Here is a 22,348-nt window from a genome sequence, read left to right on the forward strand (position 1 = left end):
AAATGATCACGCTGAAAACAGATAAAAAACGTCTGGCGCTTTTTGTTGCTCTGGTCTGCGCCGCTTCATGGGCTGAAGCGGATGAGGCCATTGAATTTAATACCGACGTACTGGATGCCAGCGACAGGCACAATGTCGATTTACAGCGTTTTTCCGAAGGCAACTTTGTGGCTCCCGGAGAATATCTGCTGGATGTTCGTATTAACAGCCAGGAGATTCCTCAACAGTCAATCCGTTATATCGCCGATCCGGCCAATTCACATAAATCTATGGCGTGTCTGACGCCGCAACAACTTGAATTACTGGCGCTCAAAGAAGAGGCGCTGACCCATATTCATCCGCTTAACGCAAACTGCTATGACATTTCCCGCCTGCCGGGTGTGGCGCTGAATAATAGCGCAGGCGTACTGGACATTACCGTGCCTCAGGCATGGATGAAATATACCGACCCAGACTGGACGCCGCCGGAGCGCTGGGATAACGGCGTCGCCGGGCTGATTTTTGACTACAGCATCTCAGGGCAGGCCACGCATTACGAACAGGGCGGCGATCATTATCGCTCGCTGTCCGGCTATGGGCAGACAGGTTTTAACCTCGGCGCATGGCGTTTTCGTGGCCAGTATCAGGCCAATTACGCTTCAGATGGTAATCATGGGCGTATCGACTGGGATCAGATCTATGCTTATCGCCCGTTACCGATGCAGGCTGCAAAACTGACGGTCGGCGAAATCTATCTGAATTCTCAGGTTTTTGATTCGGTGCGCTTCACCGGGGTCAACCTTGCCAGCGACGAGCGTATGCTGCCGCCAAATTTACAGGGCTACGCGCCTGAAGTGCACGGCATCGCCCGTAGTAATGCGAAGGTTACCGTCAGTCAGCAGGGCCGTGTTATCTATCAAACCACCGTTCCTGCGGGGCCGTTTAATATTCAGGATCTGCACGGCTCGGTACGCGGTACGTTGGATGTGCGGGTCGAAGAGCAGGATGGCAGCGTACAAACTTTTCAGGTCAATACGGCTGATATTCCTTACCTGACGCGCCCGGGCTATGTTCGCTACAACGCCGCGGTCGGCAAGCCATCGCGTTATAACCACGACGTTCAGGGCCCTGCGTTTTATAGCGGCGATTTTTCCTGGGGGGTGAGCAATGCATGGTCACTGTACGGCGGCGCGTTGCTCACCGGCGAGCGCTACAACGCCTGGTCGATGGGGATTGGACGGGATTTAAGCTGGCTGGGAGCGCTGTCGGCAGATGCGACGCAATCCGTGAGTCGGGTGAAGCATCAGGCTGAACAAAAAGGTATGTCCTTTAAGCTCAGCTATGCCAAAACCTTTGATGAGTACAACAGCGCGATTACCTTTGCCGGGTATCGCTTTTCACAGCGTAACTTCCGCACCTTCTCGCAGTTTCTCGACGAGCAGTATGAAAGTAACAACAGCGCCGGCAACGAAAAAGAGATGTACACCGTTACCGGCAACAAAACCTTTTTTGCTGACGATCCGCATTTAGCGACCACGCTCTACCTCACCTATACCCACCAGAACTATTGGGATCGCGGTTCCCAGGATCGTTACGGGTTATCGATGGGACACAGTTTTTCCTTCGCGGGTATCCAGGGGATCAGCGCCAACCTTGCGGCTTATCGCTCTGAGTATCAGGGCAAACGCGACGACAGTCTCTCGCTTTCAATTTCAGTGCCATGGGGCGATGGCCGCTCTATGGATTATGAATTACAGAACAGCGGTAACCAGACCAGCCAAATGGTTTCGTATTCCGATAACCGCGATCGTAACAATCCGTGGCGCTTGCGCGCAGGGGTTTCCGGGGAAGGTCATACGGCATTTGATGGCTATTACCAGCACCGCAGCATGATGGCGGAACTGGAATCCAACGTCAGCTGGCAGCAATCACGCTATTTCTCCGTTGGCGGCACGGTACGCGGCGGCTTTACGGCGACGCGTCACGGCGCGGCGCTACATAACAGCCAGGCGTCAATGAATACCGCCAGAGTGATGGTTGATACCGATGGCGTTGCCAATGTGCCGCTTAACGGCGAACAGGCGCACTCAAATCGCTTCGGTATTGCCGTCGTACCGGATGTCGTCAGCTATCACAGCTTTGATACGCGTATCGATGTGGACGCCATGGACGAGGACATTTCCGCGACCAAAGCGATCGTGACTAACACCCTGACGGAAGGCGCCATTGGCTACCAGCGCTTTGCCGTCGCGCAGGGGCAAAAAATGATGGCGCTGCTGCGCCTGAAGGATGGCTCGACGCCGCCGTTTGGCGCCGAAGTGTTTAACGCCAACGGCGTCAGCGTCGCCATGGTGATGGAAAACGGCATGGCCTGGATTGCTGGGGTGAATCCTTCCGAGCGTCTTTCCGTTGCCTGGGCTGGCCGCGCGCAGTGTCATCTGCAGGTGCCGCAACAAATCAACCCGGAAGGCAACGTACTGTTGCCTTGTGAATAATTTCAATAACCTGAATGAATTTTGTCATGAATAATCAAGCTTTTAATTTCGCCCAGCGTTGGCTTAAACCCGTGGCCTGTGGCCTGTTTTTTATTGCCCAGATCAATGCTTCATGGGCGGGTATTGCGCTCGACCGTACCCGCATGATCATCACCGGCGATGCGCGCTCGGTAAGTGCGAACTTAACCAACACCAGCCCGAGCATTCCCTTTCTGGCTCAGTCGTGGGTAGAAGATGCCCACGGCACAAAAATTACCTCGCCATTAATGGTCTTACCGCCGCTGCAACGGATTAACGGTGGGCAGAAGGGAATCGCCCGCGTGACGAAAACCAGCGGAATTAACGCGTTGCCGCAGGATCGCGAGAGTCTCTTCTATCTGAACGTGCGTGAAATTCCGCCAAAACCGGATAAGCCGAACGTGCTGCAGCTGGCGATGCAGTCGCGAATCAAATTGTTCTATCGGCCGACAGCTATCGTGCCGGAAACGCCGGGAGCGGTGTGGCAAAACCAACTGATCTTTCACAAGCAGGGTCAGCGCTGGACCGTGGATAACCCAACGCCATACTTCGTCACCTTAATCGGCTTAAGCCGCAAACCTGAAGCCCAGGGCGGCGGCAGACTGACTGATTTCCCGGGGATTATGATCTCGCCGAAATCCTCTCTCGATTTCAAGGTATCGGACGCCAGCGTCAGCCAGTTCAGCATGATGTACGTGAACGATTTTGGCGGTCACCCTGAATTGAAATTCAGCTGCACAGGCAATGTGTGTAAAGCATTGCCGATGGAGCAACAGCCCCGGTAAAGGACTCGTAAATGAAAAAGATGCTTTGCGCTCTGCTGATGGCAGGCATGGCCTGCACGGTTCAGGCCACAAGCGGCCGCCATGATATGAGCAACGTTTCCGGCGAGTATGGCAACGTCCGCTTTCATGGCCGGGTTTTCGTTTCGCCGTGCGTGCTGGATATGGCTTCACGCGATCAGACCATCGATCTCGGCGATATTTCCGCCAGCCGCTTTCGCCAGAGCGGCGATCGCAGCGATCCGGTATTGGTGACGCTGCACCTGAATGGCTGCTTAAAAGGCTCCGGGCACACGTTAAAGGACTTCCCTGGGCAGACCAGCGAGCTCCCTGAGCTGTCGCACAGTACGGTGGAGCGTGGCGTTTCAATGACGCTGATGGCCGAAGGCGCGCCGGAAAACAGCGATCTTGGGCGGATTCGCGGCGATGTGCGCGGCGCGGGCATTCGGCTACTGACCGAACGCAACCAGTTGATCCACCTGAATCAACCGCAACGCATGTGGATCCTCAAACCGGGCGATAACGCGATTCACTTTCTTGCCGCGCTGGAATCTTTTGGGCAGGAGGTGACCGCTGGCGAATTTAACGGTCTGGTCAGACTTAAGCTGGAGTATCTATGAGCGTATTGCACAAAGCACTGCTGTGGGTCGCCCTGGCGGGCTGTCCGCTAGCCGGGCAGGCATTTACCCTCGGTGAGGGAGAACCACAGGGCGGTTCGCCGCATCAGTACGATATTGAACTGAGCTCGCTGGATGTCAGCAAAAACCACGAGGGCGGCAGAACGGATCCGTTCACCTGGAATTTGGGCAGTTGGTATGTCGTGGATTTTCATTGTGAGCAGGCCGACATCTCGCGACAGCCGATTTACTACACCACCACGACCACCATGCCGCCTTCTAATCAGGGAGCGAACCGTTTTCGTCTGAATGAGTACCTGGATGTGGAAGTCCAGGTATGGGTCGCCGGGCGGTATAACAACTATGTTCAGGCGCCGTTCACCAACTTTTCGAATCGCTACAACGACCACAGCTGCAAAAAGCGCAAGGGCTACGAGCGAGCCACTAACATTGAAAGTGGCTCTAAAGGAAAAGTGACGTTTATTGTCACTAAACCCATTATTAACGGCATCAATATCACCTCTCAGTCGCTGGTGGAGGTTGCTGGACGTCTGGGTAGCGCTGGCCCTACGCCGACAACGCCAATTTCCCGTGTGGTCATTAAATCCGGGCTCATTACCGTGCCGGATAAATGCACCTTCAATCGCGGGGACAAAATCAGCATTGAATTTGGCGATTTGCCAGGCTCCGCCGCCCGGCTCAACGGCACCAACTACAGCAAGTCGATCCCCATTCATGTGGTCTGCGAGGGGGGAAGCTTCGATCAGGGCGCATTGAACATTAATCTTGGCGTACAAACTACCACGGCGTCAGGCACGGCGGGGTTTAACGATCATCTCCTCGGCACGCTGAGCGGCGGACAAAAGCGCGACGACCTTGGCATCGTGATTAAAGACGCGAGCGGCGGCACCGTCGTGCCCAATCAATTCTACAACGTGAAGGGGTTTTACCAGAACCAGGGCGACTGGAATCTTACCGCCGCGCCGGTGGCAAAACCGGGTGTGGGTAGTGTGAAAGAAGGTGAGTTTGAAGCCTCTGCCACCGTAGTCGCGCAGTTTCAGTAGGGGGATGCCATGAGATTTACGGCGTTAATCGCGACCAGCGCGCTACTGCTTGGCGGCATGGCGCAGGCCGATACTAAGCTGGTCGGCGGCGATATGTATTTTCACGGCACCGTTCGAGCGCTGGCCTGCAGTCTTGCGCCAGGAGGCGATAAAATCGAGGTCGATTTCGGGCAAATCGCGACGCAGGATCTCTATCTCTCGGGGCGCAGTAAGCCAAAAAAATTCAGCATTGAGTTACGCGACTGCAACCCGGAGGTTTTTCGCGGGATCTCGGTCACTTTCAGCGGCAGTGAAGATGCGGAGCTGGCGGATCATCTGGCGCTGGATAGCAGTGAACAAGGCGCCTCCGGAATCGGCATTGGAATGAGCGAAGAGGATGGTACGGCAATCCGCCTTGATGAAAGCACATCAGTCAAAGAGATTACTGAAGGCTCGATGACGCTGAACTTTTTGGCATGGGTCGCGGCGGAACCGTCGGCGATAAAAAATCAGACTCTCGAATACGGCCCCTTCAGCGCCAGCGGGACCTGGACGCTGAACTACCAGTAGCATGATGAACGCATTGCATCGTATTGCGCCGCTGCCGGCGCAGAAAGTATTGCTCGTTGTCAGTCTGCTGTTCTGGGGCGGGGCAATGCATCTCTACTGGCCGAATAACGGAGGCAGCGGTTTGTCGTTGCCGCTAAATATTACGGCCTGGATTTATGCCGTTGTGCTGGCAGCTAGCGCATCGATGCTGGTACCCCGTCAACGCTGGCGGATAACTATACCCGCCGCGGGGTTTACGATGGGCGCGCTCATTCTGACGCTACTTTGTCTATTGACGCCTGAGGTTTGGCGGTCCGAGGCGCTGCTGGTGGCGGGGGCGTTGTCAGGAGGCGTGCTCGTCTATTTGGCGACGTTGCAAATTCCGCTTACGACAAACACGCTGACACTACTGTTGGCTCTGCTCTGGGGCGCGTGCGTCCTCGAATGTCTGGCGTTTACCTATCAATACTGGCATTGGCCGGGAGTGAATTACTGGGAGTTTGCCTGGCGGCGCGGTACGCGCCCCTACGGTATTTTTCAGCAGGTTAATCTGATGGCCAGCTTCACGGCGTGTGGCGTGCTGCTGTCAGCATTGCTCTATTTACGGCTACGTGGCGGATATCGAATTATCATCGCGATTGCTCTGGTGATAATGGGATTTGTTCTGCATGAGTCTCAGTCGCAAACCGGTTACCTGTCTGTGGCGGTAGGCGAGGCCTTGCTGCTGGCTGTTTTTCCTGCGCAGCGCCGTACGCTGCTGTTACTCCTGCTGCCGCTGGCGATAGGCATGATTGCTGGCGCGCTTGCCCGCCATTTCTTGTCGGTGGTGACGGTTAATCACCTGACGACCTCCCAGGTGCGCTGGACGGTGTTGAAAGCATCGCTGGCATTATTTGCCGAACGTCCGTGGACAGGATGGGGCGTGGGCAGTTTCGCCGCCGTGTTTCTTGAACGCGCGGGGCCGTTGGGGCTGAGCAGCATCTCGCATCCGCATAACGAACTGGCGCTGTGGCTGGTGGAGGGAGGGCTGGTTGGGCTGGTAGGAGCGCTTTGTTTTATGGCAGGTGGTTTATGGCTCTGGCTATACGGCAATCGCTGGCACCGCGCCTGCCTGGTGGCGGCGCTACCCGTGGTTATCCATATGTTGACGGAATACCCCGTCAGGCAGTCAACGCCACACTGGTTACTGCTGATTTTGTTGCTTCGTTGCGCAGACTGCCGGCGAAAAGGGGCCCGGCTGCCGTTCACCCTGGCGTCGCTGTCGCGTGCCGTGGCATCGATCGCGGTTGCTGTCATCACTCCATTGTTGTTTCTCACGCTGCAGACACAACAGCAACTGACGCTGGCGGAGCGACAATCGACGCAGTGGCGTCTGGCCGAATCTCTCCCTGTGGGAGGCTGGCTGCTTGCCACTCGCTACCGGTTTGATGTCCAGATGGGGTATCTACAACGATATCAACATACCCGTGATGAGCGTTGGCTGGCAGCCGTTCGCCGCTGGGCGCCTGACTATGTGCGTGTTCAACCGGACCCGAATATCTCTTTCACGCAGATCTTGCTGGCGTTGCAGCAGAGGGACCTGGCCGAGGCGCATCGTCTGGCGACGCGCTTTTGTCTGTTATACCCGAACGATAGGCGTATTCCATGGCTGCAGGATGCGCGACGTCCTTTTAATCAAATAATGGAGTGAGATAAGCAAATCCTCTTATCGACCTGCGCCCATCACTGAGACAGAACGACCTGCGCGAGCCGATCGGTGATGTTATCAAGCGTGCAAATCTTAAAACGATGGTCCCGTGAATCAGAGAGGATGATCGTTTCTCCGTCGCCTTCGATTTCAAGGATAAATCTTGCCCCCAGACGTCTGGAATTTTTATAGCGAGTGCTGATTCGTTGGGGGGAGCAGTCGTTGATGATGCTTAAATAGGGAAATTGCTGACGCAGGCTACGTCCGAGCAGCATTGCCTTAGCAGCCACACGGGGCTGGCCTGCAATAATCACAATGTCGGTCGGCGGATGTGCTCTGGCGGGTTGGGGACGATAACCGAGCAGAGTGACAATCGGCTCCATCATGAATGCAAAACCGCAGGCGGAAACCGGTTTTTCAGCAATACGGCTGGCGCAGGCGTCGTATCGGCCGCCGCGGCTGATGATTAACTCGCGCTCCATGGCGATGCTGCGCCATTCAAAGACCAGCTGACAATAGTCATTGGCGGGAAACAGCGCAGGATCGTACTGCCAGGCAATACCGGCTTGGGTCAGGGCATGCTGAAGGCGCTGGAACCGATGACGGGAGTCGACGGTAATAAAATCCGCCAGACAGGGCGCCGCAGGAGCAAGACGCTGAAGAAGGATATCCTCATGATGGATCAACCACTCCGGATGTTTCTCCAGCCACTGCTGCTGCTCCGGGTTCAGCAAACGCGCGATGGGCTGATAGTAATCGCGCAATGCCCGGCGGAAAGCCGCCAGCGAGGCCTCGTCACCCAGCATATTAATATGCAGTTCCGCCATTTCACCGAGGCCAATACGCCTGAAGAAAACCGCCTGCATGACCAGATGCTCAAGTTCGATATCAACGCCGGGCATGCCGAATGCTTCGACGCCAATTTGATGATTTTGCCGGATATCTCCATCCAGGGAGCGTTGACGGAACATGGCGCCTGAATACCAAATCCGGCTCATTACCGTGGTATGAGGATTGTCTGCCATCAGGCGTAGACATCCGGTTGTTCCATCACCACGTAATTTTCCCTTGTCGGCCATCACCGGGCCGCCTGGGGCGAATAGCGATGTATGTTCAAGTAAGGGTAATCTGATCTGTTGATAGCCATGCTGGCGCAGAAACTGTTCAGCCTGAAGCTCCAGCCAGGTCCACTGTTCTGACGGGGAGGATTCATATTTGCGCGGGCGGCCGCAATGTCGTGCCCGTAGCGGCCTTTCCATCTGGGCTTCAAGTTGCTGGCTCAACGCTTGCGAGGCGAGCAGGCAATTTTGCGTCAGTGCATGGCGGATCCTGGTCACCAGCGCCCGATTTACCGGTTGCCGGCAGAACTCCTGGAAGTGGGCCTGTCGCTGTGGCTCATTCTCACCGAGCTTGAGCCAGGCAGGATGGGGGACTATCAAACCTGAAGGCAGATTACCGTGACTATGGCATCCCGGGCTCCCGTCCTCGTCACATTCAATAAAGCGTTTCACGGCCAGGAAATAGGTTTCTGGTTCCAGGGGGCTGCATAAGTAGCGGCTGTCCCACAATGCGCCATGCCGTTGGTAACGACGATTGTAATAAGGCACATAGCTGCGTCCGATATGCTGAATAAAACGGCTTAGCGCCTGTTTATCCGGAGCGCTGACCAGCAGCAGGATACGTGGGACGGCAAGTGACCAACTATGAATAGACACGGCGTAACGTTGCGCCGCGTCTTGCATACACCGTTCGAAGGCAGAGTAATCCTCCTCGTGGCGGAATAACGCTTCGCCATTATGCCCGCGAAGCTGCGCCAGATGCGGCATCCCCGGAATAAATAATCTGTTTTTTCTCGGCATGTCCACGATTCTCTGGTTAAGGCTCTATTTGTTTGTCAGGGTGAAATGCTGAAGGCGGGATAAGCGCCGCGACGAGTACCGTCCTGCCGCACGGTACCCAATCTGGACGTGTTTACTGGCAGTGCTGTTGCAGCCAGTCAATGAGCGCTTTCTCTTCGAGCGACATTTGACGGGAGCTGGCGAGGTCCCACAGCCGTATCTCATTGTCGGTATTCAGCGTGATAATCGCGCGACACTGACTTTGCAGGGCGGTCTGATGCTGGCGTTTAAGTTTGTTGCCGCTGCAATCCACCATCACGCTTAACTTTTCAATACGTTGGCGCAGAAGCTCCGCCAGCATCTGGGCCCGCAGGCCATCATCCTGACATTCACTGGTAATGACCACGTCAGGGTGAAAATGCCACAACGGATTATCTTTCTGGCTGACGGTCTGAATCAGTAACAGCAGGCGTTCGATACCGATGGCAAAACCGCAGGCTGGCAACGCCTTTGGATTAAATAACTCCGCCAGGCCGTCGTAGCGGCCGCCGCCGCAGACGGTGCCCTGCGAGCCCAGTTCATCAGTCACCCACTCAAACACGGTGCGGGTGTAGTAATCCAGCCCACGCACCAGACGCGGATTGATGGTATAGGGGATGTCGGCCTTATCGAGCAGTTCGCAGAGCAGCGAAAAATGGTGACGGGAGTCTTCGAACAGGTAATCCAGCAATCGCGGCGCCTGTTCCAGCATGGGCTGCATGGTCGGGTTTTTGCTGTCGAGAATACGTAATGGATTGGTTTCCAGCCGTTTCAGGCTATCTTCATCCAGTTGCTCACGATGAGCATTAAACCAGTCAACAAGGGCGGCCTTATGGGCCCGCCGCTCATCCGGCGTGCCCAGGGAGTTAATTTCCAGCCTGACATGCGGGGTCAGGCCCAGCTCCTGGAACAAATCCCGGACCATAAAAATCATTTCAGCATCGACGTCCGGCCCGGCCATGCCGAAGGCTTCAGCACCAAACTGCGTGAACTGACGCAGCCGTCCCTTCTGCGGGCGTTCATAGCGAAACATCGGGCCCTGATACCACAGGCGCTGGGTTTTGTTGTAACACAGATTATTTTCCAGCACCGCACGCATACAGCCGCTGGTCCCCTCGGGACGCAGCGTAATCTGTTCACCGCTTTTATCCGTAAAGTTGTACATTTCTTTGGCAACGATATCTGTGGCTTCGCCAACAGCACGTTCGAATAAGGCGACCGGTTCCAGCAGGGGTAAGCGGATCTCCTGGTAGCCATAACGGTAGGTCAGACGGCGGAATTTATTTTCAAGCCATTGCCAGATTGGCGTTTCGGCGGGCAGTACGTCGCGCATACCACGTATGGCTTTTAACTTTGCACTCATCGTTTATGACTCCTGATGCGAAATTCCCATATACTGTGCAGGTCTGGCGGGTTCCGGTTGGCGCTGCAACCCACCAGATTGTCCAGCGAGCAGCGGCAGTATGCCGCTGCTCACTCTTATGCCGCCCGTTGCGCCAGGTCGGCGATTACGTCATCGATCAGCGCATCAATCCGGGAACTGTCCAGGTGGTGAGCGGTGGTGATCAGATGGGCCACGTTGCCGGACGTTGCCAGGCAGTGTTTCTTCCATACCCATTCAGAAGGCTTCGGAAAGACCACCGTGATGGAGTTTTTGTGGCACAGCGCGTCAATACCTGCTGCTTTAAAGCGATCCACGGCGTATTTCGCCATGTTGAGGCTGTGACCAATGCGGCGATGCCATTCGGCATCGGTATGGCTGCGAACGGCGGCCCACATCATCAAAGGGGTGTGACCGTTGCGTGACCCTGAAATCGTTTTATCGTGGGCGGAGATGTAGTCGATCTCTACGCTGATACGGTCGACGTTGGCTTTCTTGGCTACCACAATGCCGCATGGAATCGGGGAGCCGATCATTTTGTGTCCGGAAACGCCAATCGAATCGATACCATCCGCGAAGGTAAAGGGTTGTGGGTCCTCCACGAAAGGCAAGATCATGCCGCTTAGCGCGGCATCCGCATGCAGATAATAATCTTCACGTGGGATCCCCAGCGCAGCGATACGCTTCTGTATCTCAGCGATATTATCAACAGCGCCGCGTACCGTTGTGCCAATATTGGCGAAAATGATAGGATGGCGTTCGCCTGAGGTCCTGATTTTATTGATTAAATCGTCATAATCCATTTCTCCGTCTGGTTGAGATTCCACCAGTTGCGATTTGATACGCAGCAGTTTGACGATTTTGGCGACGGAATAGTGAGTATCTTTTGAATAGTAGAGCGTGCCTTCCGGGAACAGCTCTCTTCCCAGATAGCAACCAAACATATTACTTTCTGTGCCGCCGTTGGTGACATAACCCCAGCTTTCCGCAAAGGGGATTTTGAATATGCCGGAGAAATACTCCATGACTTCTTTTTCAAAGTCGAAAGAGTTGAGTAAATAGTTACAGTACTCCCCCCAGTCACCACAGTTATTAATTGAGAAACGCAGAAAACGCTCCAGCATGGTGTAATCAAAATCAGCAGATTCAGGGTAGCCAATATTAAAGTAGCGATTTTTTACACAGTATGACCAAAATGCATCAAGTTTATTTTGATCGGCAATAGATAAAGACATATGAATCTCCATATTTATGTTGGTGAATAAAATATTATTTTTGAAGGTAAAGAATATCCTGGCCTTTTTTATTACGTCCGGCCGCGACAAAAGAAAACAGAGGAATAGTTACCATCATCATAATTGTGCCCCAGAAAATGGAATCAGTACCCGAACCGAGTAGGGCAAATATACTGTAAATCATACCGATGACAGTCAGGACGCAATAAAACATAAAGCCACGTCCACGGTTGAGCTTTTTAGAAACCATGATGATAGGTAGCGCGATAATGGCATACATATAAGGCAGCAGGGAGGCAAATACCGACATCAGAATCACCACCTGGAACTGTTTGGCGAGATCGGGGGAAGCCGTCAGTAACAGCACCAGGCTCATCAGCACGCCAGAAATAATCAGACCTTTCATCGGGACATCATTTTTATTGGTCTCGGCGAAAATCTGCGGAAATAACCCCTGTTTGGCCCCTGCGCGCGGGCCTTCTGACTGCAGGATCAACCAGCCGGAAATGGAGCCAAAGCAGGCGATAATACTTAGCGCGGAGGCGATGTTGCCGGCCATATCGCCAAACATATAGCGTGCCGCATCGGCGAATGGGGCGGCAGATTTGACCAGTTCAGCGTGGGGAACCAGGCCCATGATAACGGTACAGCTACCGACGTAACATACGGAGGCAATCAGCAGACCATATACGGTTGCGCGAGGCACCGTGCGTTCAGGATTTTCCACCTGTCCGCTGGAGACCACGGCGGATTCCACCCCTAAGAAACCCCACAGCGCAATGGAGGCCGCGGAGACGATGGCTGAGCTGTCGCTGTTGCCCGTCCCGTTGTAGACTTCAGAGAACATTTTCGGGTCAAACCAGAACCAGCCGACAATGCCCACACCCAGCACGACGACCAGCATGCAGCTGGCGGTGAAGGACTGCGCGCGCCCGGCCGTTTTAGCCCCCAGGCTGCCTAAGGCAATAAATGCCCACAGAATAGCGATAGCGGTGATACAACCGTAAACCGGATTATGCAGCGCCGGGAAGAAGTAACTCAGATAGCCGACCCCGGCGACGAGGAGCGCGACGTTGCCAATCCAGGCGCTGATCCAGTAGCAAACCGTCGTCTGAAAACCGATGAAAGGGCCAAACGCATCGCTGGCATAGGCCACGATCCCTCCCGCGCGAGGGGTAATAAGACTGGTTTTAGCGAAAACCAACGCCAGCGCAATTACGCCAATAATAGTAAACAACCATCCCCATAGTGAAATATATCCCACTCCGGCGAGATTGGTCGGCAACATAAAAACACCGGAACCCATCATATTTGATGCGGTCACAAGGGTTAGTGCCGTTAACCCCATTTTTTGCGCAGTACCCGCGCTGACGCTTCCCATATATATCCCCTCTGTATTAAGTAAATGCTTACTTGGTTATTAAGCGCATTTTTTCACAGGGCAGGTGCGGGAATATGATCTACATCATTTTTTGAAAATGATATGCGCGAATATATATTAATTTCTGTATATTTTTTAGGCAGTGATTGGGTAATTCACTCCGTCCCCTTTTTTATTTAATCATCAACGCTATTGGTGATTGTGCAATAAATAACGGACGGGCTAATTTTTATAGGTGAGCGCTATAGTGAGTGGCTGCAGCGTTTTCGAATGCAAAAAATAAGGGGCAGAAGCCCCTTATTTTTACTTCAACGAACCTTGTTATTAAATTTCACCGCTTTACAGGTGGTTCACTGGACCGGCTAGCGCTTTTTGCCATGCTGGCAAACACGCCGTCGCGGAATATCCATGCGTGCACTAATGCCGCCGAGAGATGTAGCAACACCACCGCAAAGAGCAGTTTAGCTAACAGGCGATGGGCGTCGTGAAACCAGGCAAAAAGCGCCGGGCTGGTCGGGGTAATGGCCGGAAGGTTAAGTCCTTCAAACATAACAATCGGAACGCCCGCAGCCGACAGTTGCGCCCAGCCAAGCAAAGGCATTGCCAGCATCAGCGCGTACAGCGCCCAGTGTGACGCTTTTGCCGCCAGTACCTGCCAGCGTGAGAGCTCCGCAGGAAGAGGTGGCTGCCGGCTATAAAACCGGTTGGCCAGGCGGATGAGCGCCAGCAGCAAAATAGCGATCCCCAATGGCCGATGTACATCCACCAACCAAATGCGGTGGTGTAGTGAAGTCATCATGGCGGCGCCGATGAACAGCATGGCCAGGATCATGATTGCCATCAGCCAATGTAGATATCTCGCCAGAGGGTTGAAATGCTGCGGCGCGCGCTCTTGGTCAGGTTTATTCGAAATCATTTAACCTCCTGTTTTTGCACGGCTTCGGTTGCTTTGCCGTAGCCAATTTCCCGTTCGCGACGGCTCCAGGAATGCGAATAGGCGCCAGAGCGCGCATTTAAGACGGGGTCGTTAGAGACCTCTACTCCAGCAGGCACGATGGAGGGATCAAAGTTAACGTCACGGCAGGCCCCTTCGGCTTGGGCGACGAGTTGGGTGACTTTGAGCGTACCGGCGACGACCTGCTGACGATCGTTTGGCCATGGCTGAGAAGGGTCATCCACCGCGTCGCCAGGTTGGGCGAGTTGCAATACCAAATCCCAGTAAATGGGATGCTGAGAAAGCCGCTGCTGTAATTGTTCGAACAGGAAGTTATGGTCGGCTCTCTGTCGTTGTTCATCAGGGATAGAGACAAATGGATCGTGCGGCCGCATCATCCAGCGTACGGGCTGGCGCTGGCGGTCGGCGTTCACGAGATAGAAAGCGTTAATACTATAAAATGTCGCCCCGGCAAAGCCGCCTGGCGCTGGCTTTTGCGCCGCCCACTGCAAATATTTACCGGCTTCCGGGTAGTCCTGTAAAAATGCGGCGAGGCGCTGCGGATCGGGCTTACCGGTGGTCGGGTCGACGGCGGTGGCCTTTTTCATGGCAAGAAAGCCCTCCGGGTTTCGCGTGGCGAAGTAGGGCTCGTTGTTCATTGCCATACGCCATTGCTGTTGATCGTCCGTTTTCAGTAGCAGCGCCATGCTCAGGGTTTTCGTTGAATTATCAGCCGCGTGCGGATTACCTGCGCCAATGGAGAATCGCCCGACAACGGGGGTCTCCGACTGTGAAAAGAGCCGCGTGGTGGAATAAGCAACGGCTGGACCGGCTGGCTCGAACGTCCCGGTAAAACAGATCCCTTTACCGTGCGCCCGGCGGAACCCGGCAGGAAACGGCTTGTCTGGATCGGGGACTAATGACTGGCTGGTGGTTCGCGAGCCCAGCCAGCCTGAGGTCCAGGCGAATGCCGCCGCCGTTGCCCCGACGATGACCGCGATGGACGCCAGCGCGCGCCAGGTATTTTTGGATCGGAAATCCAGTTTTGACATAGACGTTTCCATCGTTAAGTTTTATTTCACGTCACGCGCAATATATCGCGCGGAACACGTTTAATATCGTGAAGATATAGGGTTGTTATTAATATCTAACCGTTAACGTTATTATATTTAAGTTCTTATAACATAATGTTTATGAAATAAATTTCATAATAAAATTATTATAATTTAGTTGGTTACGTTTTTTCTTTAACCGCGCTTTTATTTCTTTATGAAGAATCATGATAATTATTATAATTGGTGCGCGAACGAAAGAAACAATATCACGAAAAGTTTATACTTCTGTTCAGTTAACGTGATAATAAAAAATGTCATTATCTGCGCCGGTTGACCGGCATCACCGACCCGATTCAGGGTATAGTGAAAGCCAAAGTGTTCTCGGGACACATAGCCTTCAGCGTGACGAGGGTAATGTGTTGAGCGATACATCTATGCCTGATGGATTTCACTGAAAAATCAAAGTGATGAACGATAAAAAATGGATTAAAGCAGAAGACGTGGCGAAGCTTGCCGGCGTTTCCCGTTCAGCCGTCTCCCGCGCTTTCACGCCCGGGGCCTCGGTGTCGCCGAAAACCCGCGCCAAAGTGCAGGCCGCCGCGGAAGCTCTGGGCTACCAGGTCAATATCATCGCCCGTACAATGAACACCGGCAGCAGCAACTTTATCGGCATCATCACTTCAGGGTTCGATAACCCTTTTCGCAGTAAGCTGCTGGCGCCGCTCATCCACCAGCTGGCGCTGCATGGATTTATGCCATTGTTGATGAACGCCGATGATCCGCAGCAGTTAGCTCCTTCGCTAAAACATCTTCTCAGCTATCACGTCGCTGGCGTCATTATCACCTCCGGCGCGCCGCCGCTGGAGCTGGCTGAGGAGTATCTTGCGCGAAAAATCCCCGTTACGCTTATCAACCGTCACGCTGAACTTCCCGGCTGCGATCGCGTCAGCAGCGATAACGCGCTCGGCGGGAAACTGGCCGCTGAGCTGTTGCACGCAGGCCAGTGCCGGGACGTCGGTTTTATTGGCGAAAATCGTGACAATTTCAGCACCCGGCAGCGCTACGAGGGATTTATCCGCCATGCCAGCGGGCTGGCTGTTACGCCGCATTTCTGCGAAACGGGCGGTTATCAGTCCGGTTTTGCGGCCGCTCGCCGGCTCGCCGCGGAAAGGCCAGGATTGCAGGCGCTGTTTTGCGCCACGGATATGCTGGCGATTGGGGCGATGGATGGGCTACGAGCGGATAATCCAGCAGCCGTCCTGCCGGCAATTATTGGCTTCGACGATATTCCCCAGGCGGAGTGGCAGCCTTATCAACTTACCACTATCCAGCAGGATACCACGCAGTTGGCTTATCACGCGGTGGAGATGCTGGTCAGCCGGATCGCCAAATTCAATCAACCTTCACGTCACCGTGAAGTTGCTGTGAAATTAATAATTCGTAATAGCGCTAAATGAAAAATTCATTTTATGATGAATCGATCACAGAATTATCGCTAAAATCCATCCACACTCACTGCGCTCTTCGGGGCTTTTTTAAATAAAATTGCACACGTGTGCAAAAGGAGTAAATAATGACATCACTGGATTCCTCTGCGCTACAGGCCCGCTATCGCCTGGCCTGCGAGCTGGCGAAAGCGGGTGCCGAGCTGGCTTTCGAATACTATCAGCAGCGCGAGGCGCTGGCAGTAGAGCATAAGGGCAATGATCTACAGGACGTGGTGAGCGTGGCCGATAAACGCGTAGAAGCCTTTGTTAAACAGCGCATTACTGACGCGTTTGCGGAGGATGGTTTTCTCGGCGAAGAGAGCGGTACGCAGATGCCGGACGCCAGGGTTCTGTGGGTGGTTGATCCCATTGATGGCACCAGCTGTTTTTTAAATGGGCTGCATACCTGGTGCTTGTCGCTGGCGATCGTCGTTGACGGCGAGCCGGTGGTTGGCGTCGTCTACGATCCCAACCATCGTGAACTGTTCCACGCGCTACGGGGTCATGGCGCCTGGCTCAATGAGACGCCAATCCGCCCACATTCCGCAGCAACGGTCAAAGAAGGGGTGATGGGCGTCGGAACGTCGCATCGGGTGACGCCGGCGGAATTCCTGCCTTTTCTTGACGCGCTGCTCAGCGATGGCGGCATGTTCATCCGCAATGGCTCCGGCGCGTTGATGAGCGCATGGGCGGCCGCCGGGCGACTGATTGGCTACTATGAACCGCACATGAATCCGTGGGATGCCTTACCCGGTCTGGTTTTGATGCGCGAAGCCGGGGGAGTCGCCAACGACTTTCTGGCGCAAGAGGGGATTCGTCACGGCAACCCTCTGCTGCTGGCCAGCCAAACGCTGTATCCCCAACTACAAAAGATGATCCTTCAACCATTACATTAACCCTTACAGGTTCGGGCTGTTTCTGATTATGTACCCTACACAGTAACGATAACGACCCTCACGGACGAAACACATCAATCAGTCAAGCCTCCGACCGTCGGAGAAACTATATGTCTGGAATTATTCATTTTTTCCGGGCGTCGCCGCCGCAAGCGGGCGCCGCGTTTGATGAAAAACGTTTTCGCCGGGTACGTTGGCAAACGTTTATTGCCATGACCCTGGCCTACGTGACGTTCTACGTCTGCCGCTTATCGTTCACCGTGGCGAAAAGCGCGCTGGTGGAATTAGGCATTACCCCAACGGAGTTGGGGATGATTGGCTCGACGCTATTCTTTAGCTACGCCATCGGCAAACTGGTCAACGGTTTTATCGCCGATCATGCCAACGTGGTGCGCTACATGAGCCTTGGGCTATTGCTCAGCGCCGGGATGAACCTGCTGATGGGCATGACCACCAACGCCATGCTGCTGGCTATCTTTTGGGGGATCAACGGCTGGGCGCAGTCGATGGGCGTTGGCCCTTGTGCGGTTTCGCTGGCGCGCTGGTACGGCTTTAAAGAGCGGGGAACGTTTTACGCCATCTGGTCGACGGCGCATAACATCGGCGAGGCCATGACCTACATGGTGATCGCCGCGGTGATCGCGGGGTTTGGCTGGCAAATGGGCTACCTCTCCACGGCTGCGCTCGGCGCCGCTGGCGTGGTGCTGTTGCTGCTGTTTATGCGCGATTCGCCACAGAGCAGCGGCTTTCCCTCCATTAACGTGATTCGTGATGAACCGCAGGAAGAGACTGAAGCGCGGGGATCGGTGTTCAAAAACCAACTGCTGGCGTTGCGTAACCCGGCGCTGTGGACGCTGGCGCTGGCATCGGCATTTATGTATATCGACCGTTATGCGGTGAACTCGTGGGGGATCTTCTTTCTGGAGCAGGATAAAGCCTATTCCACCCTTGAGGCTTCAGGCATCATCGGCGTTAACGCGATCGCCGGTATCGCCGGGACCATCATCGCCGGCATGCTCTCTGACCGCTTTTTCCCGCGCAATCGCAGCGTCATGGCCGGATTTATCAGCCTGCTCAACACCGCGGGTTTCGCCTTAATGCTCTGGTCGCCGCATAATTACTACACCGACATCCTGGCGATGATCGTCTTCGGCGCGACCATCGGCGCGTTAACCTGTTTCCTCGGAGGGTTGATCGCCGTCGATATCTCTTCACGCAAAGCGGCGGGGGCGGCGCTGGGAACCATTGGCATCGCCAGCTATGCCGGAGCGGGGTTGGGTGAATTTCTGACCGGGATGATTATCGATAAAACCGCGATCCTCGAAAACGGGAAAACGATTTATGATTTCAGCACGCTGGCGTTGTTCTGGATAGGCACCGGATTGGGTTCCGCGTTACTCTGTTTTACCACCGCCGCCATCGTCGCCCGACGCCATGCCGTCGAACGGCAGACTTCATTCTCCTCATAACCTATTAATCGATAAGGAAGATTTTATGATGCCTGCAAGACATCAGGGCTTTTTACGCCTGTTTATCGCCTGTGCGCTGCCGCTGCTGGTGATGCAATCCGCCGTCGCGGCGAACTGGCAACTGGAAAAAGTGGTGGAGTTAAGCCGCCACGGCATTCGTCCGCCAACGCCCGGCAATCGTGAAGCTATTGAAGCCGCGACCCAGAGTCCATGGACCGAATGGACCACCCACGATGGGGAGCTGACCGGACATGGCTATGCGGCGGTCGCCAATAAAGGGCGCGCGGAAGGGCAGTATTATCGCCAGCTTGGCCTGCTGCAGGGGCAGTGTCCGAGCGCGGAGGATATTTATGTTCGCGCCAGCCCGCTACAGCGTACCCGGGCAACCGCACAGGCGCTGGTAGATGGGGCATTCCCCGGCTGCGGTGTGGCGATTCATTATGTCAGCGGTGATGCCGACCCACTGTTCCAGACCGATAAATTTACGGCTACGCAAACCGATCCCGCCCGCCAGCTGGCGGAAGTGAAGGCGAAAGCCGGCGATCTGGCGAAGCGTCGGCAGGCGCTGGCGCCGACGATCCAGTTATTAAAAGCCGCGGTTTGCCAACAGGATAAACCGTGCCCCATTTTTGATAAGCCCTGGCAGGTGGAGCAAAACCAAAGCGGTAAAACCACCATTAGCGGGCTGAGCGTGATGGCCAATATGGTTGAAACGCTGCGTCTGGGCTGGAGTGAAAACCTGCCCTTAAGCCAGTTGGCATGGGGGAAGATTACCCGCGCCAGCCAGATCACAGCCATTCTGCCGCTGTTAACGGAAAACTACGATCTCAGTAATGATGTGCTGTACACCGCGCAAAAGCGCGGCTCGGTGCTGCTCAACGCGATGCTGGACGGCATAAAAGCGGACGCCACGCCGAACGTACGCTGGCTGCTGCTGGTGGCTCATGACACCAATATCGCGATGGTGCGCACGCTGATGAATTTTAGCTGGCAGCTGCCCGGTTACAGCCGGGGCAATATTCCGCCGGGTAGCAGTCTGGTGATAGAGCGCTGGCGCAACAGCAAAAACGGCGAACGTTATCTGCGCGTCTATTTCCAGGCGCAAAGCCTGGACGACCTGCGACGCCTGCAGATGCCGGATCGTCAGCACCCGATGCTGCAACAGGAGTGGCGTCAGCCTGATTGCCAGCAAACCAGCGTGGGCACGTTATGCCCATATCAATCCGCGCTGGAGGCCCTAGGTAAACAGATCGATAAAAGCGCGGTACCGCCGGTGAATATGGTTCTTTAATCAGCGCAAACGCCATAATCCTTAGCGGAAATAGAAGGAGTATGGCGTATTGCTTAAAAGCGTTAGTGATTCGAGTAATTACAATAAACTCGAATGATATTTTAATCCTATTGATTGTAAATAGTCCATAAAACAGTCGCATTCTACTTGCTACGTCGTGTTTTCCGCCAATAAACATTAGTCAGGCAGCCACTCACCTCACCTGATAAAATTTAAATTTAGGTAATTCTGAATATTTTAAGTCTTTATGTAACGTGTTTATTAAGTCGCTTTTTGGTTTTTTAGGAAAATATTTAGAGGGCAGGGATTGTTCATCATCTATATGTTGGTTACCATTATTAAAAATCAATCCTTTGGTGATAAGGATAAAATAACACTACTATAAACACTCACAGTACAGATGTTAGTTGATTCAGTAAATGAACAGTGTAGTGGTTTGATTTATATTACTAATGTAAGCATTGATGCTGAGGGTTTATTTATCCTTTGTTATAGTGTCTATTAAATAATATCATTAATTTATAACGGCTGCGCTTGATATCTTCTTCATTGAGAACATGAAGTGCGTATCTCTTTAGTGAATTGAAATAAGGAACCCCTTGCATGGCATCAATACCTGTGGCTGGGCCAGGAATTGGAGTGGTGAGAAATAATATGAAGGATGCACGGAATTATGGGCAGTCAAGAGGAATGGCACTTCCTAAAACTTATTACTGGTTCTATCAAAAAGTTAGAAATAAAGGGCCTTGGGATTATAAACAGTTTGACCCATATTGGGCAGAATTTGGCAATTTTAACTTTGGTGCAGCAGGGTATGCAGCTGGTATCCTTTCCGGAATACTCTTGGTTGGTGCAGGATGGGCACAAAAGCGCGCAGGAACTTCCAGACCTGAATGGGGAATATGGTATAAAGATGCACCTTATGGTGATGATCCTACTGATCAATACTGGATAAGAGAGGGCATTAAATATGCGATTGAGAACGGCTATTAAATGGTTACATGGTCTGCTCACGACCATACTCCTGATGATGGTTATCGGTTTCATGACATCAACTCCCGGAAGCGAACAGCGTTCTGAGGATAAAGTTATTACATCACAACAATTGGATAGCCATACCTGGCTTTATGTCACCGGTTTTAGCGGTGGTGGGGCAACAGTAGCAGATACTTATCGCTACTACCTTACCGGTAAGATTGAAGGTAATGCTGCGACCGATCTGGCAAAACGGATTCCGTTCCTTATTGCTGCGGGTAGTGGCGCAAACGTCAGCGTAGAGGGAGAGGTAATAAATATCAGCTATAGCGGACGCGTTTTTTCATTCAGTAATTCGATTGTTTATGAATATAAGGGAAAAACATTCAGGCCGCAGGTGAGTTTTCAGGCCCGAAATTAGGAAGGCAACGATCTCATTAAAAGGAGCCCTCCTGGCCCGTTATTTATCCACATCATTCCCTTTCCTTCAGCTACTCACCTTCATCGCCATAATAGAGCTTGCCGATCTTAATTAGCGGACGGCCCTGGGATTTTCGGTGCAGATTACTGTCGCGCAGCGAGTAGACGCAGCCGCAGTACTCCTGCTGGTAAAAGCGCTCGCGCTTGCTGATATCGATCATCCGCGAGGATCCGCCCTGTTTGCGCCAGTTGTAATCCCAGTAGACCATGTCTGGATAATGTCCGGCGGCGCGCTCGCCGCAGTCGTTGATTTGCTGCATGTTCTTCCAGCGTGAAATTCCCAGCGAACTGCTGATAACGCTAAAGCCGTGCTCGTAGGCATAAAGCGCGGTGCGTTCGAAGCGCATATCAAAGCACATCGTGCAGCGCACGCCGCGCTCGGGTTCCCATTCCATCCCCCTGGCCCGCGCGAACCAGTTATCGGTGTCATAATCGGCATCGATAAACGGCACACCGTGTTTGTGCGCAAAACGAATATTCTCTTCCTTGCGGATTTCATACTCTTTCTGCGGGTGAATGTTGGGGTTATAGAAGAAAATGGTGTAGTCGATACCGGAAGCCTGAATCGCCTCCATCACTTCCCCGGAGCAGGGGGCGCAGCAGGAGTGGAGCAGCAGTTTATCGGCTCCGTTGGGCAACGTCAGCTGTGGGCGCTGGAACTCGGACATCAAGTCATTCCTGAAGTAAATACATCCAGCGGCAACTGTAGCACGTTGA

Annotated in this window: 19 protein-coding genes; 12 read left to right on the forward strand and 7 right to left on the reverse strand. The window is 53.7% G+C overall.

All coding sequences use genetic code 11. The annotated features are described in order from the left end of the window. Window positions 1–2 precede the first annotated feature (2 nt). Genes KGA69_RS10550 through KGA69_RS10575 form a run of 6 tightly spaced genes read left to right on the forward strand, consistent with a single transcriptional unit; the run spans window position 3 to window position 7,173 of the window. Window positions 3–2,474 (forward strand): fimbria/pilus outer membrane usher protein, encoded by a 2,472-nt coding sequence (locus tag KGA69_RS10550; RefSeq protein WP_213293077.1) that lies wholly within the window; start codon window positions 3–5, stop codon window positions 2,472–2,474. A 26-nt stretch (window positions 2,475–2,500) separates the two neighbouring features. Further along, entirely contained in the window at window positions 2,501–3,277 is a 777-nt protein-coding gene (locus tag KGA69_RS10555) for a fimbrial biogenesis chaperone (RefSeq protein WP_045391961.1), read from the forward strand. Window positions 3,278–3,288: 11 nt separating this feature from the next. Further along, window positions 3,289–3,894: a fimbrial protein gene (locus KGA69_RS10560; RefSeq protein ID WP_045391958.1), complete on the forward strand. Its 606-nt coding sequence runs from the start codon at window positions 3,289–3,291 to the stop codon at window positions 3,892–3,894. Continuing rightward, on the forward strand, window positions 3,891–4,955 hold the full coding sequence (locus KGA69_RS10565) for a fimbrial protein (protein ID WP_045391956.1): 1,065 nt from the start codon (window positions 3,891–3,893) through the stop codon (window positions 4,953–4,955). Before KGA69_RS10560 ends, KGA69_RS10565 begins: the two co-directional genes overlap by 4 nt. Window positions 4,956–4,964: 9 nt before the next feature. Continuing rightward, complete coding sequence (locus KGA69_RS10570; protein WP_045391954.1) at window positions 4,965–5,504, forward strand: fimbrial protein; 540 nt, start codon at window positions 4,965–4,967, stop codon at window positions 5,502–5,504. Window position 5,505: 1 nt separating this feature from the next. Next, window positions 5,506–7,173 (forward strand): O-antigen ligase family protein, encoded by a 1,668-nt coding sequence (locus KGA69_RS10575; RefSeq protein ID WP_213293079.1) that lies wholly within the window; start codon window positions 5,506–5,508, stop codon window positions 7,171–7,173. A gap of 32 nt (window positions 7,174–7,205) precedes the next feature. Here KGA69_RS10575 and KGA69_RS10580 read toward each other — a convergent pair whose 3' ends face one another. From KGA69_RS10580 to KGA69_RS10605, 6 genes are all read right to left on the reverse strand, one after another. Beyond that, the gene (locus tag KGA69_RS10580) at window positions 7,206–9,029 is read right to left on the reverse strand and encodes an ATP phosphoribosyltransferase regulatory subunit (RefSeq protein WP_045391949.1); all 1,824 of its coding nucleotides are present in this window, start codon (window positions 9,027–9,029) and stop codon (window positions 7,206–7,208) included. A 112-nt stretch (window positions 9,030–9,141) separates the two neighbouring features. Continuing rightward, window positions 9,142–10,410 carry a histidine--tRNA ligase gene (gene hisS / locus KGA69_RS10585; RefSeq protein ID WP_045373961.1) on the reverse strand — a complete coding sequence of 423 codons (1,269 nt, stop codon included), beginning with the start codon at window positions 10,408–10,410 and terminating at the stop codon, window positions 9,142–9,144. 116 nt (window positions 10,411–10,526) lie between these two features. Next, window positions 10,527–11,663 (reverse strand): histidine decarboxylase, encoded by a 1,137-nt coding sequence (locus KGA69_RS10590; RefSeq protein ID WP_015369839.1) that lies wholly within the window; start codon window positions 11,661–11,663, stop codon window positions 10,527–10,529. Between the two features lie 34 nt (window positions 11,664–11,697). Then, window positions 11,698–13,044 carry a histidine-histamine antiporter gene (hdcC, locus tag KGA69_RS10595; protein WP_045373958.1) on the reverse strand — a complete coding sequence of 449 codons (1,347 nt, stop codon included), beginning with the start codon at window positions 13,042–13,044 and terminating at the stop codon, window positions 11,698–11,700. A gap of 331 nt (window positions 13,045–13,375) precedes the next feature. Beyond that, complete coding sequence (locus tag KGA69_RS10600) at window positions 13,376–13,960, reverse strand: cytochrome b (RefSeq protein WP_045391946.1); 585 nt, start codon at window positions 13,958–13,960, stop codon at window positions 13,376–13,378. Continuing rightward, window positions 13,957–15,030, reverse strand: coding sequence for a catalase family peroxidase (locus tag KGA69_RS10605; protein ID WP_047043992.1), 1,074 nt, complete (start codon window positions 15,028–15,030; stop codon window positions 13,957–13,959). The genes KGA69_RS10600 and KGA69_RS10605 overlap by 4 nt, the downstream gene beginning before the upstream one ends. 503 nt (window positions 15,031–15,533) lie before the next feature. Between KGA69_RS10605 and KGA69_RS10610 the strand changes: the two genes are divergently transcribed. The 6 genes from KGA69_RS10610 (at window position 15,534) to KGA69_RS10635 (ending at window position 21,572) form a co-directional block, all read left to right on the forward strand. Next, the gene (locus KGA69_RS10610; RefSeq protein WP_161801926.1) at window positions 15,534–16,490 is read left to right on the forward strand and encodes a LacI family DNA-binding transcriptional regulator; all 957 of its coding nucleotides are present in this window, start codon (window positions 15,534–15,536) and stop codon (window positions 16,488–16,490) included. Between the two features lie 116 nt (window positions 16,491–16,606). Next, a complete protein-coding gene (locus KGA69_RS10615; RefSeq protein ID WP_045391941.1) occupies window positions 16,607–17,416 on the forward strand; it encodes an inositol monophosphatase family protein in 810 nt (269 codons plus the stop codon). A gap of 110 nt (window positions 17,417–17,526) precedes the next feature. Beyond that, a complete protein-coding gene (locus KGA69_RS10620; protein ID WP_045391939.1) occupies window positions 17,527–18,885 on the forward strand; it encodes an MFS transporter in 1,359 nt (452 codons plus the stop codon). A gap of 25 nt (window positions 18,886–18,910) precedes the next feature. Then, window positions 18,911–20,176, forward strand: a complete 1,266-nt coding sequence (locus KGA69_RS10625; protein ID WP_213293081.1) for a histidine-type phosphatase — start codon at window positions 18,911–18,913, stop codon at window positions 20,174–20,176. A gap of 603 nt (window positions 20,177–20,779) precedes the next feature. Continuing rightward, window positions 20,780–21,169 (forward strand): polymorphic toxin type 44 domain-containing protein, encoded by a 390-nt coding sequence (locus tag KGA69_RS10630; RefSeq protein WP_072047968.1) that lies wholly within the window; start codon window positions 20,780–20,782, stop codon window positions 21,167–21,169. After that, window positions 21,147–21,572, forward strand: a complete 426-nt coding sequence (locus KGA69_RS10635) for a hypothetical protein (RefSeq protein WP_045391933.1) — start codon at window positions 21,147–21,149, stop codon at window positions 21,570–21,572. The genes KGA69_RS10630 and KGA69_RS10635 overlap by 23 nt, the downstream gene beginning before the upstream one ends. A gap of 70 nt (window positions 21,573–21,642) precedes the next feature. Here the strand turns inward: KGA69_RS10635 and KGA69_RS10640 are convergent, their stop codons facing one another. Then, the gene (locus KGA69_RS10640; RefSeq protein WP_045391931.1) at window positions 21,643–22,299 is read right to left on the reverse strand and encodes an epoxyqueuosine reductase QueH; all 657 of its coding nucleotides are present in this window, start codon (window positions 22,297–22,299) and stop codon (window positions 21,643–21,645) included. Between the last annotated feature and the right edge of the window lie 49 nt (window positions 22,300–22,348).

The sequence above is a fragment of the Klebsiella sp. A52 genome, assembly GCF_018388785.1.
Lineage (GTDB): Bacteria > Pseudomonadota > Gammaproteobacteria > Enterobacterales > Enterobacteriaceae > Klebsiella > Klebsiella aerogenes.

What these genes read in the sequence shown, in the direction of transcription:
- KGA69_RS10565 (WP_045391956.1), top strand. Translation starts at nt 3,891, where the DNA reads ATGAGCGTATTGCACAAAGCACTGCTGTGGGTCGCCCTGGCGGGCTGT.
- KGA69_RS10580 (WP_045391949.1), bottom strand. Translation starts at nt 9,029, where the DNA reads ATGCCGAGAAAAAACAGATTATTTATTCCGGGGATGCCGCATCTGGCG.
- KGA69_RS10550 (WP_213293077.1), top strand. Translation starts at nt 3, where the DNA reads ATGATCACGCTGAAAACAGATAAAAAACGTCTGGCGCTTTTTGTTGCT.
- KGA69_RS10635 (WP_045391933.1), top strand. Translation starts at nt 21,147, where the DNA reads ATGCGATTGAGAACGGCTATTAAATGGTTACATGGTCTGCTCACGACC.
- KGA69_RS10600 (WP_045391946.1), bottom strand. Translation starts at nt 13,960, where the DNA reads ATGATTTCGAATAAACCTGACCAAGAGCGCGCGCCGCAGCATTTCAAC.
- KGA69_RS10630 (WP_072047968.1), top strand. Translation starts at nt 20,780, where the DNA reads ATGGCATCAATACCTGTGGCTGGGCCAGGAATTGGAGTGGTGAGAAAT.
- KGA69_RS10570 (WP_045391954.1), top strand. Translation starts at nt 4,965, where the DNA reads ATGAGATTTACGGCGTTAATCGCGACCAGCGCGCTACTGCTTGGCGGC.
- hdcC (WP_045373958.1), bottom strand. Translation starts at nt 13,044, where the DNA reads ATGGGAAGCGTCAGCGCGGGTACTGCGCAAAAAATGGGGTTAACGGCA.
- KGA69_RS10555 (WP_045391961.1), top strand. Translation starts at nt 2,501, where the DNA reads ATGAATAATCAAGCTTTTAATTTCGCCCAGCGTTGGCTTAAACCCGTG.
- hisS (WP_045373961.1), bottom strand. Translation starts at nt 10,410, where the DNA reads ATGAGTGCAAAGTTAAAAGCCATACGTGGTATGCGCGACGTACTGCCC.
- KGA69_RS10640 (WP_045391931.1), bottom strand. Translation starts at nt 22,299, where the DNA reads ATGTCCGAGTTCCAGCGCCCACAGCTGACGTTGCCCAACGGAGCCGAT.
- KGA69_RS10615 (WP_045391941.1), top strand. Translation starts at nt 16,607, where the DNA reads ATGACATCACTGGATTCCTCTGCGCTACAGGCCCGCTATCGCCTGGCC.
- KGA69_RS10560 (WP_045391958.1), top strand. Translation starts at nt 3,289, where the DNA reads ATGAAAAAGATGCTTTGCGCTCTGCTGATGGCAGGCATGGCCTGCACG.
- KGA69_RS10605 (WP_047043992.1), bottom strand. Translation starts at nt 15,030, where the DNA reads ATGTCAAAACTGGATTTCCGATCCAAAAATACCTGGCGCGCGCTGGCG.
- KGA69_RS10590 (WP_015369839.1), bottom strand. Translation starts at nt 11,663, where the DNA reads ATGTCTTTATCTATTGCCGATCAAAATAAACTTGATGCATTTTGGTCA.
- KGA69_RS10620 (WP_045391939.1), top strand. Translation starts at nt 17,527, where the DNA reads ATGTCTGGAATTATTCATTTTTTCCGGGCGTCGCCGCCGCAAGCGGGC.
- KGA69_RS10625 (WP_213293081.1), top strand. Translation starts at nt 18,911, where the DNA reads ATGATGCCTGCAAGACATCAGGGCTTTTTACGCCTGTTTATCGCCTGT.
- KGA69_RS10575 (WP_213293079.1), top strand. Translation starts at nt 5,506, where the DNA reads ATGATGAACGCATTGCATCGTATTGCGCCGCTGCCGGCGCAGAAAGTA.